At 71.8% G+C, this 18,027-nt stretch carries 19 protein-coding genes and 2 tRNA genes; 3 read left to right on the top strand and 18 right to left on the bottom strand.

Annotated features, from left to right (window positions below):
• Window positions 1–83 precede the first annotated feature (83 nt).
• Both coaD and ABH929_RS10475 read right to left on the bottom strand, forming a co-directional pair.
• Window positions 84–569 (bottom strand): pantetheine-phosphate adenylyltransferase, encoded by a 486-nt coding sequence (gene coaD / locus ABH929_RS10480; RefSeq protein WP_111086053.1) that lies wholly within the window; start codon window positions 567–569, stop codon window positions 84–86.
• Between the two features lie 43 nt (window positions 570–612).
• The gene (locus tag ABH929_RS10475; RefSeq protein WP_404561163.1) at window positions 613–2,841 is read right to left on the bottom strand and encodes an ATP-dependent DNA helicase RecG; all 2,229 of its coding nucleotides are present in this window, start codon (window positions 2,839–2,841) and stop codon (window positions 613–615) included.
• Window positions 2,842–2,927: 86 nt separating this feature from the next.
• On the opposite strand from ABH929_RS10475, the gene ABH929_RS10470 reads away from it, so the two are divergent.
• Window positions 2,928–3,488, top strand: a complete 561-nt coding sequence (locus ABH929_RS10470) for an RsmD family RNA methyltransferase (RefSeq protein ID WP_404561162.1) — start codon at window positions 2,928–2,930, stop codon at window positions 3,486–3,488.
• A gap of 244 nt (window positions 3,489–3,732) precedes the next feature.
• Here the strand turns inward: ABH929_RS10470 and thiL are convergent, their stop codons facing one another.
• Window positions 3,733–4,728 carry a thiamine-phosphate kinase gene (gene thiL / locus ABH929_RS10465; RefSeq protein ID WP_404561161.1) on the bottom strand — a complete coding sequence of 332 codons (996 nt, stop codon included), beginning with the start codon at window positions 4,726–4,728 and terminating at the stop codon, window positions 3,733–3,735.
• A 24-nt stretch (window positions 4,729–4,752) separates the two neighbouring features.
• On the opposite strand from thiL, the gene ABH929_RS10460 reads away from it, so the two are divergent.
• Window positions 4,753–5,238, top strand: coding sequence for a DUF3515 family protein (locus tag ABH929_RS10460; RefSeq protein WP_404561159.1), 486 nt, complete (start codon window positions 4,753–4,755; stop codon window positions 5,236–5,238).
• Between the two features lie 13 nt (window positions 5,239–5,251).
• Here the strand turns inward: ABH929_RS10460 and ABH929_RS10455 are convergent, their stop codons facing one another.
• The 6 genes from ABH929_RS10455 to leuC all read right to left on the bottom strand — a co-directional run bounded on the left by ABH929_RS10455 (window position 5,252) and on the right by leuC (window position 11,761).
• Window positions 5,252–6,361, bottom strand: a complete 1,110-nt coding sequence (locus ABH929_RS10455) for a D-alanine--D-alanine ligase family protein (protein WP_404561158.1) — start codon at window positions 6,359–6,361, stop codon at window positions 5,252–5,254.
• A gap of 32 nt (window positions 6,362–6,393) precedes the next feature.
• The gene (locus ABH929_RS10450) at window positions 6,394–7,407 is read right to left on the bottom strand and encodes an NAD(P)H-dependent glycerol-3-phosphate dehydrogenase (RefSeq protein WP_111086095.1); all 1,014 of its coding nucleotides are present in this window, start codon (window positions 7,405–7,407) and stop codon (window positions 6,394–6,396) included.
• A 79-nt stretch (window positions 7,408–7,486) separates the two neighbouring features.
• Window positions 7,487–8,260 (bottom strand): lysophospholipid acyltransferase family protein, encoded by a 774-nt coding sequence (locus tag ABH929_RS10445; protein WP_240347347.1) that lies wholly within the window; start codon window positions 8,258–8,260, stop codon window positions 7,487–7,489.
• Window positions 8,261–8,358: 98 nt separating this feature from the next.
• A complete protein-coding gene (murA, locus tag ABH929_RS10440; RefSeq protein WP_123294811.1) occupies window positions 8,359–9,726 on the bottom strand; it encodes a UDP-N-acetylglucosamine 1-carboxyvinyltransferase in 1,368 nt (455 codons plus the stop codon).
• On the bottom strand, window positions 9,726–10,322 hold the full coding sequence (leuD, locus tag ABH929_RS10435) for a 3-isopropylmalate dehydratase small subunit (RefSeq protein WP_205462620.1): 597 nt from the start codon (window positions 10,320–10,322) through the stop codon (window positions 9,726–9,728). The genes murA and leuD overlap by 1 nt, the downstream gene beginning before the upstream one ends.
• Window positions 10,322–11,761: a 3-isopropylmalate dehydratase large subunit gene (gene leuC, locus ABH929_RS10430; protein WP_404561156.1), complete on the bottom strand. Its 1,440-nt coding sequence runs from the start codon at window positions 11,759–11,761 to the stop codon at window positions 10,322–10,324. Before leuC ends, leuD begins: the two co-directional genes overlap by 1 nt.
• Before the next feature lie 193 nt (window positions 11,762–11,954).
• Here leuC and ABH929_RS10425 point away from each other — a divergent pair, with 193 nt between their 5' ends.
• Window positions 11,955–13,022, top strand: a complete 1,068-nt coding sequence (locus ABH929_RS10425) for an FUSC family protein (protein WP_404561154.1) — start codon at window positions 11,955–11,957, stop codon at window positions 13,020–13,022.
• Between the two features lie 115 nt (window positions 13,023–13,137).
• Here the strand turns inward: ABH929_RS10425 and ABH929_RS10420 are convergent, their stop codons facing one another.
• The 9 genes from ABH929_RS10420 to ABH929_RS10380 form a co-directional block, all read right to left on the bottom strand.
• A complete protein-coding gene (locus ABH929_RS10420) occupies window positions 13,138–13,743 on the bottom strand; it encodes a histidine phosphatase family protein (RefSeq protein ID WP_404561152.1) in 606 nt (201 codons plus the stop codon).
• Window positions 13,740–14,129 (bottom strand): fluoride efflux transporter CrcB, encoded by a 390-nt coding sequence (gene crcB, locus ABH929_RS10415; RefSeq protein ID WP_404561151.1) that lies wholly within the window; start codon window positions 14,127–14,129, stop codon window positions 13,740–13,742. Before crcB ends, ABH929_RS10420 begins: the two co-directional genes overlap by 4 nt.
• A complete protein-coding gene (locus ABH929_RS10410) occupies window positions 14,126–14,569 on the bottom strand; it encodes a fluoride efflux transporter FluC (protein ID WP_404561149.1) in 444 nt (147 codons plus the stop codon). Before ABH929_RS10410 ends, crcB begins: the two co-directional genes overlap by 4 nt.
• Window positions 14,570–14,705: 136 nt before the next feature.
• A complete protein-coding gene (locus tag ABH929_RS10405; RefSeq protein WP_404561148.1) occupies window positions 14,706–15,113 on the bottom strand; it encodes a RidA family protein in 408 nt (135 codons plus the stop codon).
• A gap of 66 nt (window positions 15,114–15,179) precedes the next feature.
• A tRNA-Glu gene (locus tag ABH929_RS10400) sits at window positions 15,180–15,255 on the bottom strand.
• Window positions 15,256–15,288: 33 nt separating this feature from the next.
• A tRNA-Glu gene (locus ABH929_RS10395) sits at window positions 15,289–15,364 on the bottom strand.
• 372 nt (window positions 15,365–15,736) lie between these two features.
• The gene (locus tag ABH929_RS10390; RefSeq protein WP_404561146.1) at window positions 15,737–16,372 is read right to left on the bottom strand and encodes an MBL fold metallo-hydrolase; all 636 of its coding nucleotides are present in this window, start codon (window positions 16,370–16,372) and stop codon (window positions 15,737–15,739) included.
• Window positions 16,373–16,501: 129 nt separating this feature from the next.
• Entirely contained in the window at window positions 16,502–17,533 is a 1,032-nt protein-coding gene (locus tag ABH929_RS10385) for a LacI family DNA-binding transcriptional regulator (protein ID WP_404561144.1), read from the bottom strand.
• Between the two features lie 21 nt (window positions 17,534–17,554).
• The gene (locus tag ABH929_RS10380) at window positions 17,555–18,025 is read right to left on the bottom strand and encodes a hypothetical protein (protein WP_404561143.1); all 471 of its coding nucleotides are present in this window, start codon (window positions 18,023–18,025) and stop codon (window positions 17,555–17,557) included.
• Window positions 18,026–18,027: the final 2 nt, after the last annotated feature.

Raw genomic sequence — 18,027 nt, 5'->3', positions numbered from 1 at the left:
GAGGCAGGCGGGGGTGTGTCCGCGCGTCGGGCGACCGTGCCTGCGGCTCGGCGTGCGGCTCAGCGCGCGGCTCAGCGCGCGCTTCAGCGCGCGGCGAGGGCCGCCGCCACGGCCTTCGGCACGTAGGGGGTGACGTCACCGCCGAGCGTCGACACCTGGCGGATGAGCGAGCTCGACACGTGGGAGCGCGAGGCGTCGGGCAGCAGGAACACGGTCTCGACGTCGGCGAGGTGCCGGTTCATGATCGCCATCGGGGTCTCGTACGCGACGTCCTCGCCCGACCGCACGCCCTTGACGAGCACCTTCGCCCCGACCTGCCGGCAGTAGTCGACCAGGAGCCCGGAGGTCCACTCCCCGACCCGGACCGTTCCGGGCGTCCCGACCTCGGCCAGGGACTCCTCGATGAGCCGGACGCGGTCGACCGCCTCGAACATCGCGGGCTTCTTGTCCGGGTTGTGCACCACGAGCACGTGCACCTCGTCGAACAGCCCGGCAGCTCGACCGATGACGTCGAGGTGCCCGAGCGTGACGGGGTCGAAGGAACCGGGGACCACCGCGATCTGCGCCATGGCAGCGACGATACCGGTCCAGGCCGGGGCGTCCGGGCAGGGGTCAGTTCTTGCCGAGGAACGCCGCGTCGGACTCGTCGAGGCGGCGCGCCAGTGCCTCGCGTAGGGCCGGGGACCCGTCGAGCTCGGGATCGGGTTCGAGGACCCGTTCGGCTTCGCCACGTGCGTCCACGATGAGGTCGGCGTGCTCGACCACGCGCAGCAGGTTGAGCGACGACCGGCCGCCCGACTGCCGCTCGCCGAGCACGTCGCCCTCGCGCCGGAGCTCGAGGTCGACCCGGGCGAGCTCGAAGCCGTCGTCCGAGGCGGACACCGCGTCGACGCGCTCCCGCGAGGTGGTCTCGAGCTCGGCGGTGGTGACGAGCAGGCAGACGCCCGCCCACTGCCCGCGCCCGATGCGGCCGCGCAGCTGGTGCAGCTGGGAGACACCGAAGCGATCGGCGTCGAGCACGGCCATCATCGCGGCGTTCGGCACGTCGACACCGACCTCGATCACGGTCGTCGCGACGAGGGCGTCCAGGTCGCCGGCGGCGAAGGACGTCATCACGCGGTCCTTCTCCTCCGCCGTCATCCGGCCGTGCAGCACCGCGATCCGCCGGCCGTCGAGCACGGGCATCGTGCGCATCCGCTCGGCGGTGGCGAGCACGGTCGCCGGCGCGCGCTCGGGGGCGTCGTCCTCGGACTCGGCGGGCGCGGGTTCGCCGTCGTCCTCGGCGTGGGCGTCGTCGATCGCGGGGCAGACCACGAAGGCCTGACGCCCCTTGTCGAGCTCCTCCGCCATCCGGGACCAGATGCGGGACTCCCACCCGGGGTGCTCCGCCAGCGGGACCGTGAAGGTCTCGACGCCGGCACGACCGGAGGGCAGCCCGGTGATCGTCGAGACGTCGAGGTCGCCGAACACCGTCATCGCGACGGTGCGCGGGATCGGCGTGGCGGTGAGCACCAGGACGTGCGGTGGGGTGGCGCCCTTGGTCCGGAGCGCTTCACGCTGCTCGACGCCGAAGCGGTGCTGCTCGTCGACGACCACGAGCCCGAGCTCGGCGAAGTCGACGCGGTCGCCGAGCAGCGCGTGGGTGCCCACCACCAGCCTCGAGCTGCCCGACGCCGCGGCGAGCAGGGCCCGTCGGCGTTCGTCGGTGGACTGTGACCCGGTCAGGATCACCGGACGGAGCTCGGCCGCCAGGTCCGGTCCGAGGAACTTCACGATGGACCGCAGGTGCTGTGCGGCCAGCACCTCGGTCGGGGCGATGAGGGCGGACTGCCCACCGGACTCGGCCACCGTGAGCATGGCGCGGATGGCCACGAGGGTCTTGCCGGAGCCGACCTCGCCCTGCACCAGCCGGTGCATCGGCCAGGTGCGGGCGATGTCGGTGTCGATCTCGGCGCCGACGGCACGCTGGTCGTCGGTCAGGGTGAACGGCAGGGTGGCGTCGAAGCGCTCGAGGATGCCACCGGGAACGGCCACCCGCGGGGTCGCCGCGGTGCGTCGGGCGCGGATCCGGCGCTGCACCAGGGCGGTCTGCAGCACGAACGCCTCGCGGTAGCGCAGGGCGTCCTGCGCGCGCTTGAAGTCCGCGACCTTCTCGGGGCGGTGGAGCAGCTCGAGCGCCCGGCGGAACGGGACGAGGTCGAGCCGGCTGCGCGCCGAGGCCGGCACCGGGTCGGGCAGGTCCGGCAGGGTGTCGAGCACGATGCCCATCGACTTCGCGATCTGCCACGAGGTGAGCGAGGCCGTCGCCGGGTAGATCGGGATCGGCTGCCGTGACCACCGGATTGCTTCGTCCGATCCGGGGTCGGCCGTGGCACGGGGGTCGTCGGGGTGGAAGAGCTCGTAGTCCGGGTGGGCGAGCTGGCGGGCACCGCGGTAGTCGCTGACCTTGCCGGAGAAGATGCCGCGGGCACCGGGCACCAGGTCCTTGGTGCGCCATCCCTGGTTGAAGAACGTCAGGGTGAGCAGCCCCTTGCCGTCGCCGATCTTGGCTTCGAGGATCGATCCGCGGCGGGCGCGCATCGTGCGCTCGCGGACGTCGACCACCTCGGCCACGATGGTGACCGGCTCTCCGATCGCCAGGGAGTCGAGCGCCGTCAGCGCGCCGCGCTCGGCGTAGCGCCGGGGTGCGTGCTCGAGGAACTCCCCCACCGTGCGGTGGCCGAACGCCTTCTCGATCGCGGACGCGGTCCGGCCACCGAGCACGTTCGCGAGCCGCGCGTCGAGGGGCGCCGGACCGAGGTCGGGCGCGGCCGGCGCAGCGGGGGTTCCGGTGGTGACCACGGACACCACGGTACCGGGCACGACCGACGTGCCACGTGCCTCCCGTCCGGCCTGTGGACGACGCCGCCGGCCGATACGGTGGCTGCATGACCCGCATCATCGCCGGCGCCGCCGGCAACACGACGCTCCGTGTGCCGAAGTCCGGCACCCGGCCGACGAGCGACCGGGTGCGCGAGGCACTCTTCTCGTCGTTGGAGGCCCGTGGGCTCGTCGACGACACGTCCGTCGCGGACCTCTACGCCGGCACCGGTGCCCTCGGGCTCGAAGCGGCGTCGCGCGGTGCGGTCGAGGTCGTGCTGGTCGACCGCGCGTCGGCCGCGGCGCAGGCGTGCCGGGCGAACGCGAAGGCCGTGCAGCAGCGAATCCCCGGGGTGCGGATCGACGTGCAGCCGCAGCCGGTGCTCGGGTACCTGCGCGGGACGGTGCGCACGTTCGACCTGGTGTTCATCGACCCGCCGTACGACGTGACCGAGCACGAGATCGCCGAGGTGCTCGAGACGCTCGTGCCGCGGTTGACCGCCGGTGCCGTCGTGGTGGTCGAGCGGAGCAAGCGCTCCGCCGAACCGACGTGGCCCGCTGGGCTCGACCCGTTCAGCAAGCGCAGCTACGGCGAGACCGTGGCGTGGGAGGCCGTCGCCGCTGGCTGAGCCGCGCGGGCGTGGGTGGGTGGGCGTCGCTGGGTGGGCGTCGCTGGGTGGGCGCGTTTCGCGACGATCCACGAGTCGATCGACGCGTGCCGTGTCGCAAGATGCGCATGCATCGGATGCGTGCGCATCTTCCGACAGGACACCAGGTGATCGACGCGTGTTCCGTCGACAGATGCGCGCGCACTGACCGGGAGGCCCGGCTCGGCTCCGCCATGTCCCCTCCGTCCGGCCCGGGCCGGGTGGGTCAGCCGGCGGCACCGTCCCAGTCGGCGTACGGGTCCCAGCCGGTCGTCGGCACGGGAGACCCGGCGCGCAGCAGGTCCGCGTCGCCGCGGTCGCGCACGACACCGATGCGGCGGAAGCCACCCGGCAGCACAGCCCCCGCGGGGAAGGTCGCGAGCAGGCCGTGGTCTTCGCCGCCGTGCAGCGCGACCTCGTCGAGCGGGGCGTCGGCGTCGAGTTCGAGCGTCACCCGGCTCGCACGGGCGAGCCGCCCGGCGTCGATCGCCAGGCCGTCGGACAGGTCGAGCATCGCCGTCGCCCCGGCGACAGCGGCGCGGGGCCCGTCGCCGATCGGAGGCACGGGTCGGCGCTGGCGGTCGACGCCGGGATCGGCGTCCGCACCGCTCGCCACCGTCGCTGCACGGTCCGGCTCGCCCTGCGCGTCCACGCCGTCACGGAAGAGCCGTGCGAGCCCGCGGGCAGCGCGACCGAGTTCGCCGGACACCGCCACGACGTCGCCCACACGAGCTCCTGACCGGAGCACCGGGGCGCGACCACCGAGGTCGCCGAACGCCGTCACCGCGACCGTGAAGGTCGCCGAGGTGGAGAGGTCGCCGCCGACCACACCGCATCCGGGTGCGAGGGCGTCGACAGCGAGGCGGAAGCCGTCCGCGATGCCCTCGAGCACCGCCACAGGGGTGTCCTGCGGTGCGGCGAGGGCGATGACGAGGCCGCTCGGCACCGCGCCCATCGCCGCGACGTCGGAGAGGTTCGTCGCGGCGGCCTTCCACCCGACGTCCTCGGGTGAGGACCACGCCCACCGGAAGTCCGGGCCGTGCACCATCATGTCCGTCGTCACGACGAACCGGCCGTCGGGAGCGGCGACCACGGCGCAGTCGTCCCCGGGGCCCACGAGCGGCGAGCCCGTCGGCAGGCGGCTCGTGATCCGGTCGAGGACGACCAGCTCGCCGAGCGCCCCCACGGTCGGTCCGGCCCAGGCGTCGTACGTCGCGTCCACACGAGAACGGTAGCCTGGACCGCGATGGACACCGCGCGCCGCACCCCTCGCACCCTCGCGATCGCGGGGGTCGTGATCGCCCTCGCCGCCGGGCTGACCGGGTGCACCAACGCCGTCGGCATGAGCGCGGCACCCTCAGCGAACGCAGCGGCGTGCGCGGCGGCACAGGTGCGGTTGCCGGCGACCGTGGACTCGACGTACGACCTGCGGAACACCAACGCGCAGTCCACAGCGGCCTGGGGCGACCCCGAGGCCGCGCTGTACCACTGCGGCGTGGCCGTGCCGACCGTCTCCGACCTGCCGTGCGTCACGCTCGGGTCGGTCGACTGGATCCGCGACGACCGCGGGAAGCAGATCGTCTACACGACGTTCGGACGGTCCCCCGCGGTGCAGGTCGTCGTCGACACGTCGAAGACCGGCAGCGCGGTGCTGCAGGACCTCGCGACGGCGGTGTCGACGCTGCCGAAGGACGGCCACAAGTGCCTGGACCCGTCCGACGTGCAGGGCTGACGCCCGCTGGCGGTCAGCGGACGGCGGCGCGCCCCAGCTCGATGAGCTCGCTGACCAGCTCGCCGTAGGACACACCCGACGCCGCCCAGCAGCGCGGGTACATCGACAGCGGGGTGAACCCGGGCATCGTGTTGACCTCGTTCACGACGAAGCCGTCGTCGGTCAGGAAGCAGTCGACGCGGGCCAGCCCCGAGCCGCCGATGGCCTCGAACGCACGGGCACCGATCGACCGGATCTCGTCGGTCTGCGCCTCGGTGAGCGGCGCCGGGCACAGCAGCGACTCGTCGCCACCGAGGTACTTCGACGCGAAGTCGTAGAAGCCGTCCTCGGCCACGACGATCTCGCCGGGCAGGCTCGTGCGCGGTGCACCGTCACGGCCCTCGAGCACGGCGACCTCGACCTCGCGGCCGACGACCCGGGGTTCGACGATCACCTTGGAGTCGTGCTCGAACGCCAGGTCCATCGCGGCACCGACCTCGTCGGGCCCGTCGACGCGCGAGACGCCCATGCTCGACCCGGCGCGCGCCGGCTTCACGAACAGGGGCCAGCCGTGCGCCGCGATCGTCTCGGCGACGTCGACCGGGGCGGCTGCCCACTCGCGGCGGAGCACGGTCGTCCAGGGAGCGACCCGCAGACCGGCGTGCTCGAGGACAGCCTTCGCGACGTGCTTGTCCATCGCCAGGGCACTCGCGAGCACGCCGTCACCGACGTAGGGCAGACCCGCGATCTCGAGCAGGCCCTGGATCGTGCCGTCCTCGCCGAACGGACCGTGCAGGATCGGGAACACCACGTCGACGGCGACGGTCGTGACCGAGCCGTCCGGGTGCGAGACGACGAGTTCGTTGGTCGCCGGCGAGGTCGGGAACGCCACACGCGTGCCGTTGTCGGGCACGGTCGGCAGGGAGCCGTCGCGGATCGCCCACTGCGAGGGGTCGTCGGACTGCAGCGTGAACGCGCCGTCCTTCGTGATGCCGATCGGGACGATCTCGTACTCGGTGCGGTCGACGACGTCCATGATGCCGCCGGCGGTCACGCAGCTGATCTCGTGCTCGCTCGAGCGCCCGCCGAACAGGACGGCGACGGTGGTCGTGGGAACGTCGGTTCCCTCGGGGATCGTGGGCACGGGAGTCCCTTCGTGACTCGGTGCGAGACCGGTCACTCGCCCTGGGGCTCGTCGGTCTCGGTGAGGTGCGGCGCGATGTTGCGCGGATCGAGCCTACCGGCGAGGACCTCGCCGACCTGGCTGACGATGGGCATGTCGACGCCGTTCGCGGCGGCGAGCTCGAGGATCGGTGCGACGGACGCCAGACCCTCGGCGGTCTGGTTCATCTGCCGCACGACCTCGTCGAACCGGTACCCCTGACCGAGCAGGCGCCCGGCGGTGTTGTTCCGGGACAGCGGCGACTGGCAGGTGGCGATGAGGTCACCGAGGCCCGCGAGGCCCGACAAGGTCGACGGCTGCGCGCCGAGCGACACCGCGAACTCGGTCATCTCGGCGAGGCCGCGGGTGATGATCGACGCCTTGGTGTTCTCGCCGTAACCGACGCCGTCGACGATGCCGATCGCCACGGCGATGAGGTTCTTCAGCACGCCGCCGAACTCGGTGCCGATGACGTCGGTGTTGATGAACGACCGGAAGTACGGGTTCGTCGCGACGGCGGCGACAGCGGTCGCGGTCTCCACGCTCGACGACGACACCACGGCGGCGGTCGGCTGCCGGCGGGCGATCTCGAGCGCCAGGTTCGGTCCGCTCGCGACGGCGATGCGGTCCTGGTCGATGCCGAGCCCCTGGAGCAGGACCTCGCTCATCCGCAGGCCGGTGCTCTTCTCGACGCCCTTCATCAGGCTGACGACGGGAACACCGGCGGGCAGGAGCTCACGGATCGCGTCGAGGTTCGAGCGCAGGGTCTGCGACGGCACCGACACGTACACCTGGGTGGCGCCGTCGAGCACCTGCTCGAGCGACGTCGACGCCGTGAGGGTGCGGGGCAGGTTGATGCCGGGCAGGTAGTCGGAGTTCCGCTTCGTCTCGGTGATCTCGCGGGCGACCTCGGGACGACGGGCCCACACCACCGTGGAGGCACCGCCCTCGGCGAGCACCTTCGCGAACGTGGTGCCCCAGCTGCCGGCACCGATGACCGCGACACGGGGCTTGTCGGTCGACTGCATCACCACCCGGATCGCGGCGGTGTCGAAGGCACCCGGCGCTGCGGCGACGGGGTCGGGACGATCGTCGTGCGGGCGGAGGTCACTCAAACCGGCCGGTCTCCTTCTGGTTGTTCGCCGCCGGGTCCCAGCGGGTCTTCGGGGCCTGCTCGCCACGGAGCTGCTCGAGCAGCTCCGTGATGCGCTGCATGAGCAGCTCGGTGGCCTCGATCAGCATCTGCTGGTCGATCGGTCGGCCACGGTAGGCGGACAGGTCGACGGGGTCGCCGACGATGACGTCCACGCGCGACCGCGGGAAGAGGCGGAGCTTGTTCGAGTAGCGCGCCATGATGCCCTGCGTGCCCCAGTGGGCCATCGGGATCAGCGGCACGTCGTTCTCGAGCGCGATGCGGACCGCGCCGGTCTTGCCGCGCATCGGCCACAGGTCGGGGTCGCGGGTGAGCGTGCCCTCGGGGTAGACGATGATCGCTCCACCCTGCTCGATGAGCGACCGGCCGCCGCCGAGCGGGTCGCTCAACCGGGTGCGGCCGGAGCGCTCGACCGGGATCTGGCCCATGCCGGACATGAGCTTGCCGAAGACGGGCACCTTGAACAGCGACGCCTTGGCCAGGAAGCGCGGGGCCCGCCGACTGATGTAGACGGCGGTGCCGACGACCAGCGGGTCGATGTTCGTGAAGTGGTTCGGCGCGAGCACGAAGGCACCGTCCGCCGGCAGGCGGTTCGGGCCGTACCAGTGGTAGTTCGATGAGAACCGGAACGTCGGGATGACGACCGACGCCACAATGCGGAACGCGGGGTTGAGCTCCCCACGCTTCCAACGCCGTCCACGCACCGGCAGGCCGGTCGCGACCTGCACGGCGGACGCGTCACGGGCCTCCCGGCCATCGCCCTGGCGCGACGGGCCGTCACCCGGACGCGACGGACCGTCACCCGGCTGCGGAACCGACACCGCGACTAACCCGCGAAGTCGAAGTCGGCGCCCAGCTTCCGCAGCTTCGGGATGAAGTGCTCGTAGCCGCGGCTGATGATGCCGACGTTGGTGATGTGGGACTCGCCGTCGGCGGTCAGCGCCGCGATGAGGTGGCTGAAGCCACCGCGCAGGTCGGGGACCCGGACGTTCGCCGCGTGCAGCGTCGTCGGACCGGTGATGACCGCGGCCTGCTCGAACGGACGGCGGGCGACACGGCGGTCGTGCCCGGGGAGGCCTTCCTTGTGGACGACGATGTCGGCGCCCATCTCGTTCAGCGCGTCGGTGAAGCCGAAGCGGTTCTCGTACACGGTCTCGTGCACGATGCTCTGGCCCTCGGCCTGGGTCAGCGCCACGACGAGCGGCTGCTGCCAGTCGGTCATGAAGCCGGGGTGCACGTCGGTCTCGATGACGACGGGCTTGAGGGTGTCGCGCTCGCGGTAGAACCGGATGCCGTCCTCTTGCACGTCGAAGCCGCCGCCGACCTTGCGGAAGACGTTGAGGAACGTCATGAGCTCCTGCTGGTTCGCCCCCTCGACGAAGATGTCGCCGTCGGTGGCGAGTGCGGCGGAGGCCCAGCTGGCTGCCTCGTTGCGGTCGTTGATCGCACGGTGGGTGTAGCCGCGCAGCGACTCGACGCCCTCGATGAAGATCACGCGGTTCGGCTCGACGGACACGATCGCGCCCATCTTCTGCAGGATCGCGATGAGGTCCATGATCTCGGGCTCGATCGCCGCGTTCCGCAGCTCGGTGACGCCGGTCGCCAGGACGGACGACAGCAGGACCTGCTCGGTCGCACCGACGCTCGGGTACGGCAGCTCGATCGACGCGCCCTTCAGCCCGTTCGGAGCCGTCAGGTGGATGCCGTTCACCTGCTTGTCGACGACGGCACCCATGGCGCGGAGCGCGTCGAGGTGGAAGTCGATCGGGCGGTCGCCGATGCGGCAGCCACCGAGGTCGGGGATGAACGCCTCGCCCAGCTTGTGCAGCAGCGGGCCGCAGAACAGGATCGGGATGCGGCTCGAGCCAGCGTGGGCGTCGATCTCGGCGAAGTGCGCCGACTCGACGTTGGCCGGGTCGAGGATGAGCTCGCCTCGCGCAGGATCGGTGATGCGCACGCCGTGCACCTCGAGCAGCCCGCGGACGACCTTGACGTCGGAGATGTCCGGGACGTCCTTGAGGATCGACGGGGTGTCACCGAGCAGCGAAGCCACCATGGCCTTGGTCGCGAGGTTCTTCGCCCCGCGGACCTCGATGCGCCCCACGAGCGGCTTGCCCCCGCGGATGACGATCTCGTCCGACTTGAGGCCCACGCGCGCCCCTGCGGCCGCTGCGTCCTGTACGAGAGAGTTCACTACTTCACCGGCAATGTCTTCGGCCGCCAACTGGAGCGGCGGGATTCGAACTCCGTGATCGAGGTCTCGTCACGGAGGGTGAGCCCGATGTCGTCGAGCCCTTCCATCAACCGCCAACGAGTGTAAGCGTCGATCTCGAAGGGGACGTCCACATCCCCGAGCGACACGCGCTGCGCCACCAGGTCCACGGTCGCCGACACCCCCGGGTTCCGCTCGATCTCGGCCCAGAGCCGCTCGACTTCCGATTCGGTCACGATCGCGGTGACCAGGCCCTGCTTGCCCGCGTTGCCCTTGAAGATGTCGGCGAACCGGGGCGAGATCACGACCGCGAAGCCGAAGTCGCGGAGCGCCCACACCGCGTGCTCGCGCGACGAACCGGTACCGAAGTCAGGACCGGCAACGAGCACCTTCGCGCCCTGGTACTCGGGCTGGTTCAGCACGAACGCCGGGTCCTGCCGCCAGCCGGAGAACAGGGCGTCCTCGAAGCCGGTCTTCGTGACGCGCTTGAGGTAGACCGCGGGGATGATCTGGTCGGTGTCGACGTTCGACCGCTTGAGCGGGGCGGCGATGCCGGTGACAGTGGTGATCTTGTCCATCAGACTGCCCCTTCCAGGACGGTGTTCGCTTCGGAGTTCTCCAGGTCCCACGGGCTGGACAGCGTGCCGCGGATCGCGGTGGCGGCGGCGACGAGCGGCGACACCAGGTGGGTGCGGCCGCCCTTGCCCTGGCGCCCCTCGAAGTTGCGGTTCGAGGTGCTGGCGCAGCGCTCCCCCGGCGCGAGCTGGTCGGGATTCATGCCGAGGCACATCGAGCACCCGGCGTACCGCCACTCGGCCCCGAACTCCTTGATCACGACGTCGAGCCCCTCGGCCTCGGCCTCGAGCCGCACGCGTGCGGACCCCGGCACGACCATGACGCGGACACCGGGGGCCTTCTCGCGCCCCTGGATGATCGACGCGAAGGCCCGCAGGTCCTCGATCCGCGAGTTCGTGCACGAGCCCATGAACACCGCGTCGACGGCGATGTCCTTCATCGGGGTGCCGGCGGCGATGTCCATGTACTCCAGCGCCCGCTGCGCCGCGGCCTGGTCGTTCGGGTCGCTGTAGCTCGCGGGGTCCGGCACGCGCTCGGACAGCGAGACACCCTGACCGGGGTTGGTGCCCCAGGTGACGAAGGGCTCGAGCTCGTCGGCGTCGATGAAGACCTCGGCGTCGAAGACGGCGTCGTCGTCGGTCGCCAGGGTGTCCCAGTACGCGACGGCGTCGTCCCAGTCCTGACCGGTCGGCGCGTGGTCGCGGCCCTGCACGTAGTCGTAGGTGGTCTGGTCGGGGGCGACCATGCCGGCGCGGGCTCCCGCCTCGATCGACATGTTGCAGATGGTCATCCGGCCCTCCATCGAGAGCGCGCGGATCGCGGAGCCGCGGTACTCGAGCACGTAGCCCTGTCCGCCGCCGGTCCCGATCTTGGCGATGACCGCCAGGATGATGTCCTTCGCGGTGACGCCCGGGCGCAGCGTTCCCTCGACCGTGATGGCCATCGTCTTGAAGGGCTTCAGCGGCAGGGTCTGCGTCGCCAGCACGTGCTCGACCTCGGAGGTGCCGATGCCGAACGCCATCGCACCGAACGCCCCGTGGGTGCTGGTGTGCGAGTCGCCGCAGACCACGGTGATACCGGGCATCGTCAGGCCGAGCTGCGGGCCGACGACGTGCACGATCCCCTGCTCCTTGTCGCCGAGCGAGTGCAGGCGGACGCCGAACTCCTCGCAGTTGCGGCGCAGGGTCTCGATCTGGATCCGGCTCGTCGGGTCCGCGATGGGGCGGTCGATGGCGAGCGTCGGGGTGTTGTGGTCCTCGGTCGCGATCGTCAGGTCCAACCGGCGCACCGGGCGGCCGGCCTGGCGCAGACCGTCGAACGCCTGCGGGCTCGTGACCTCGTGCACGAGGTGGAGGTCGATGTAGAGGAGGTCCGGGTTCCCGTCCTCGCCCTTGACCACGACGTGGTCGTCCCACACCTTCTCGGCGAGCGTCCTACCCATGAGCTCGACTCCCTCGTTCTCGTCGTCCGGCGCCGCTGGTGCGGCGCTGCCGTCACCGCTGACGCGGCGCGATCCGCCGACTCTACCAGGTTGGTATACCAACGCGGGTCACGGGCGCCGCGTGGTGCGACGGTCGACCGGGAGGCCCGTGGCGACTCCGCGACACCCGTCGCGGTGGGAAGATGGTCGGGACATGACGACACCTGCGCACTCGACCCGAACGATCAACCTCGAGGGCGCGGCACGCGCAGCGATCGCGGGCGGTGCACCACTGGCGCTGCTCATCGCCCTCGGGATGCCGGGCTACGCCGCGTTCGCCATGTTCGCCGGCTTCACCGCGATCTTCGGGGCGACCGAGCCGTACCGGCAGCGCGCCGTCACCACCGGCGTCGCGGGTGCGCTGCAGACCCTGTGCATGTTCGCGGGCATCGGTGTCGCCCTGCTCGGTTCCCCGCTCTGGTTGCAGGCGGCCGGGCTCGTCGTGGTGCTCGTCATCGCGGTCTGCACCCTGTCGACCCTGCGGACGATCCCCGCGCAGCCGATCTTCCCCGTGTTCGCGTTCGTGGTCTCCGCCCTCGTGCCGCTCAGGCCCGCGGACGTCCCGCTCGTCGCGACGATAATCGTCTGCTCGGTCGTCTGGGCGTGGCTCGTCGCGATGTCCGGGTTCGTCATCCGGCACGTGTGGCACCCGCGCGCCCCGCACCGGTTCCGGCCGCTGGCGCCGCTCAAGCAGCGCGGCTTCGGCATCCTCCGCACGGCCGCGCTGTGGGAGACCGTGGCGCTCAACGTCGTGGGGTCCCTCGTCGCCGGCGCGGTGGCGTCGACCATCCCCTGGCTCGGGCACCCGTACTGGGCCGTCATCGCGGTGGTGTCGACCCTGCCGGCCCTCCGCCAGCGGCACACCGTGATCCGGGCGTTCCAGCGCTTCATCGGCACGATCGGCGGCACCGTGATCGCCGTCGGGATCCTGCTGCTCGAGCCGTCGGCGTGGTGGATCGTCGTCATCGCCGTCGTGGGGCAGTTCTTCGCGGAGATCTTCGTCGCCCGGAACTACGCCGTCTGCCTGCTGTTCCTGACGCCGCTCGCCCTCGCCGTGTCGTGGCTGAGCCTGCCCGAGGCCCCGGAGCTCCTCGCGCTCGACCGGGTCGCGCAGACCACCCTCGGTGCGCTCGTCAGCGTCGGGCTGCTGTTCGCGGGGCGCGCGATCGAGCGGCGTCGCGGCCGTGCCCTGGGTGCCACGAGCGCGATCCGTACCGTCTGAGTACCTGGAGACCCGTGCCGTACCTGGTCGTTCCGGGCATACCTGACCATTTCTTCTGACCAGGTACGCCCGATTCCACCGACCATCGCGCGCGTTCGGGGAAAGAACGGGCGCGTCAGTCGCGGGGCTGGATGTTCCAGGCGTCGATGACCGGGCGGCCGTGCTCGTAACCGAGGACGCTGATCGATGCGGTGCCGAGCTTCAGAACGGCACCGTCCTGCGGCGCGAGCCGGATCCACGCGGCGCCGAGGGCACGCAGCACATGGCCGTGCGCGATGAACACGGCGTCCTGCCCGTCGGCGAGCACCGGACGAGCGCGGTCCAGGATGCGCTCGACGCGGACCCGGACCTCCGCGGCGTTCTCACCGGGGGTGTCACCGGCAGGCACTCCGTCGGTCCAGAGGTCCCACGGCCCGTGGCGCAGCACCTTGATCTGCGGGGTGGTGAGCCCCTCGTACGCGCCGTAGTCCCACTCGTACAGGTCCTCGTCGAGCTCGGGGTCGACGCCGATCAGGTGCGCGGTGTCGCGCGCACGCTGCAGCGGACTCGACAGGGCCAACGCGAACGAGCGGTCGGCCAGGTACCGGCCGGCGCGCTTCGCCTGCTCGACACCGTTGTCCGTCAGCGGGATGTCGGTGCGGCCGGTGTGCTGCCCGCTCTTCGACCACTCCGTCTCTCCGTGACGGACGAGGACGAGTTCGCCGGGGCGTTCCGAGGTCATGAGTTCCTTCCGATCCAGAGGCCGAGCGCAGCTGCGCCGACCGAGACGACGAGCATCCCGAGGCCGTGCAGGACGGCGAGCCGGGGCTTGCCGGATCGGAGGAGCTGGACGGTCTCGACGCTCGCCGTCGAGAACGTCGTGTACCCACCCATCATGCCCGTCCCGAGCACCGCGACCGCCGGGAGCGGGATCGTGCCGGCCTGCCCGAGGCCGGTGAGCACCCCGAGGACGAGCGATCCGGTCACGTTGATCAGCACGGTCCCGAGCGGGAACCCGGCAGTCCGCGAGCGGGACGTGCGCGTCTTGACGAGTCCGTCCAGCAGGAAGCGGAGCGCGGCACCGACTCCCCCGCCGACGGCGACGAGCAGCAGGTCGAGCGGGTTCACGAGGCGCCTCCGTCGGGACCGGTCGACCGCGGTCGGAACCGCGCCGCGACCCACATGCCGAGCGCGACGGCGGCGAGCCCGAGGACGACCGACAGCAGCGCGTACCCGCTGCCCGCACCCCACCGACCGACGTCGAGCAGCTGCGCCGTGTCGTCGGCGAGGGTGCTGTACGTCGTGAACCCGCCGAGGACGCCCGTGCCGACGAAGAGCCGGAGTGAGCGGCGGCGTCCGACGTCGGGGCCGCGGTGCGCGAGGGCGTCGAGCAGGAACCCGAGGCAACAGGCACCGACGACGTTGATCACGAGGATCACCCAGCTGATGCCGTCGTGCGCGGGGAACGCGTCGGCCAGCACGGCCCGGACGGCGGTGCCGATCGCCCCACCGAGCGCGACGAGGCCGAGGAAGCCCCAGCGGAGGTGCGGTGGTCGTTCGTCGGTCATGGTGCTCCTATCGCCGAGCACGCCGGATCGTCTCCGCGCGTGCGGTGTTCTCGGGATAGGGACCGTTGGCGGCTGGTGCGCGGTTGGGTCCGGCAGGCCCCACTGCCGGGTCTGACGACCCGATCAGCGTACCGCGTCAGTCGGCGACGGCGGCGATCGCTTCGACCTCGACGAGCTGGTCGTCGTAGCCGAGGACGGTCACGCCGAGCAGTGTGCTCGGCACGTCGTGGTCCCCCATCGCGGCGCGGACGACGTCCCAGGCAGCGACGAGGTCCTGCTGCTCGGTCGTCGCGACGAGCACCCGCGTCTGCACGAGGTCGTCGATCCCCGCGCCGGCGGCCGCGAGCGCGATCCGCAGGTTCGCGACGCACTGCGCGGCCTGCCCGGCGACGTACCCGACGGCGACCGTCCCGCCGTCCTCGTCGAGCGGACACGCCCCCGCCAGGAACACCAACCGTGTACCGGCGGGGACGGTTGCGGCGTAGGCGTACTCCGCGACGTCGCTGAGGGCTGCGGACCGGATGAGCTGGACGGCGCTGGACACGGCCTCAGCCTGGCACACGACGACGAAACCCCCGGCGAGCCGGAGCTCGTCGGGGGTTTCGTGTGCTGGTGACCCCAGCGGGATTCGAACCCGCGTTACCGCCGTGAGAGGGCAGCGTACTAGGCCGCTATACGATGGGGCCGCGGCTGTTGTCGGACTCGGAGCATGTCACCTGTGGTGACCCCAGCGGGATTCGAACCCGCGTTACCGCCGTGAGAGGGCAGCGTACTAGGCCGCTATACGATGGGGCCGTTCCGACAACTCGACAAGTATTGCACAAGCCGCGCATCGCTCCAAAACGAGGCGTGTCGCCCGGGTGTGCCGCCATGCCGCGCCCGGCATACGGCGCTCGTCGCATGTGCAGATTCCGACGGAACACCGGTTGAACGACGCGCGTTCTGTCGCAACATGCACACGCATCCGTTGCGTGCGCATCGAGCGTCGAAACACCCGTTGAACGACGAGCGTGCTGTCGCAACATGCGCACGCATCGGTCGCGCGGCCGTGGACGCGACCGCCCAGCGGACGGGAGGCGCGGGGCGGGCCCGCCACGGGCCTCCCGTCCGACCGCGTGCACGTCCGGGGCCGCGCCGCGTGGGCAGGAACGGTCGCGTCCCGCGCGGTCAGATCGTGAGCGACTCCCCCGGCCGCAGGATCTCGAGGACGCCGCTCGGCGCGAGCGCCTCGCGGAGCCGACCGGTGTGCATGCCGTAGCCGATGTCGGAGAGCGTGGCCTCGTGGATCGGGTAGGCACGGGCCGGGGCGAGCGCGGCGACGTAGTCCATCATCTCGGCGACCTTGAGCCACGGGGCTCCGACCGGTGCAGCGAGGACCCCGACAGGGACGCCCGGGTCGGTGTACGAGTCGCCGGGGTGGAAGAGCGTGCGGTTCACGAGCACGCCGGTGTTGTCGACGATGGGCACCGAGGAGTGGATGAGCTGGTGCCGCGTGCCGTGGAAGTCGAGTCCGAACGGGCCGACGGTGCGGTGGTCCCCGTCGGTGACGACCTCGACCGCGATGCCGGAATCGGCGAGCGCCGCGCGCACACCCTCGGGGCCGAACACGACGGCATCGGGGTTGGCGGTGAGGATCCGGTGCAGCTGCTCGGGCGTGACGTGGTCGGGGTGCTCGTGGGTGACGACGACCGCGACGACCCCGGTCACGTCGACGGGGCGGGTGAAGTTCCCCGGGTCGAGCACCAGGCGGGTGTCGCCGTCCGACAGGATCTGGCAGGCGTGTTCGAGCTTCGTGACCTCCATGCGGGCGACGCTACCCGCGGCGGGCTCGGGCCGACTCGGCCGGCGCCGACCCGGAACGACGTTCCCGTTGTCGTACGACATCGGGAACGTCGTTCCGAGTCGATCCCGCCCACGCACCACCACACACCCTCACCCCGGAGGCGGTCCCGTCGTCCCCCGCACCACCAGGTGCGCCGGCGCCGCGACGATCGCTCCGGCAGCGCCGCCGTCGACCTCGGCCAGCACTGCTCGCGCCGCTGCCCGCCCCTGCGCCTCCGGGTCCTGTGCCACGGTCGTCAGGCCCACGGTGGTGCCGTACTCGTGGCCGTCGATCCCGATCACGGAGACGTCTCCCGGCACCGACAGCCCGGCCTGCCCGGCGGCGAGGAGCACCCCGAGCGCCATCTCGTCCGATGCGCACAACACCGCGGTCGGACGATCGAACCCGACGCCCGCCACACCCGCCACCGTGCTCCCGCCGAACAGCGCCGCACCCGCCGCCAGCCCTCCGGCGAACGAGAACCGTCCGTCGAGCAGCCACCGATCAGGCACCGCGTGTCCGGCGATCCGCATCGCGTCGACGAACCCGTCCCGCCGCAGGTGCGGCACCGCCACGTTCATGCCGGCCTCGTCCTGCCCGCCGACGTAGGCGACCCGTCGGTGCCCGAGTCCGCACAGGTGGTCGACCGCGACCCGGGTGACGGCTCGGTCGTCGACCCCGATGTTCCGCAGGCCCGGTGCGGGTCCGCCGATGACGATCATCGGGTGCCGGGTGAGTTCGAGTTCGGCACGCTCGGTCGCGTCGAGCACCAGGGACAGCAGGACGAGGGCGTCGACCCGGTGCCGCAGCATCGAGCGTCGGAACGCCCGGTCGCGGTCGCCGCCCGGCCCGCCCAGGTTGTAGAGCACGAGGTCGTACCCGGCCCGACGGAGTTCCGCATCGACGCCACCGAGCGCCTTGACGTAGAACCACCGGTCGATCACCGGGACGACGACGCCCACGGCGCGCTGCCGCCCGGTGGCGAGGCCGGCCGCCGCCGAGCTCGGGACGTACCCGAGCTCGTCGGCGACCCGACGCACCTCGTCGATCGTGGTCTCCGCCACGTTCTCCATGCCGCGCAGCGCTCGCGACACCGTGGACTTCGACAGTCCCGTGACGGTCGCGATCTCCTGGATCCCCATCGATGCGACCCGGGAGGCCCGTCAGCCGTCCGTACGGTGCGTCACGCCCGCCGGACGGTCGGCAGCAGTGCCGGGGACGGTGTGCGCGACGGCCGCTGCGGTCCGGCGCGCCCGGTGCGGTGCACGACGACCCGCTGGTGCGAGCTCGTCCCACCCGCTGTGCTGGTGCACCCGCCCGTCCGCCGAGGGCCGTGGCTGACGACGGGTGTCGTCGCCGCGAGCGGTGCGGACGGGGGCGGCGGCAGGAGCGGCACCGATGCCGTCGGTGACCCCGTCGACGGCCGCGTGGCGGCGGAGGACCGCGACCCGCCAGCGGTCGAGCGCCACGACCCCGAGCACGCACACCAGCAGGGTGAGCGCCCACCCGAGTGCCGGGCGACCGGTGACCTCGCAGAACACCGTGGCACCGAGGAACAGGATGCCGAACATGCCGACGAAGCCGATCGCCTCTTCGATCCGGGCCGTGGGCCGGGTGGGTCCGCGCTGTGCCATGG

Origin of the sequence: Curtobacterium sp. AB7, from assembly GCF_044909335.1 — a bacterium.
Taxonomy (GTDB): domain Bacteria; phylum Actinomycetota; class Actinomycetes; order Actinomycetales; family Microbacteriaceae; genus Curtobacterium.
The sequence above is the reverse complement of the archived record's forward strand: the minus strand, read 5'-3'. Positions and strand labels throughout refer to the sequence as shown.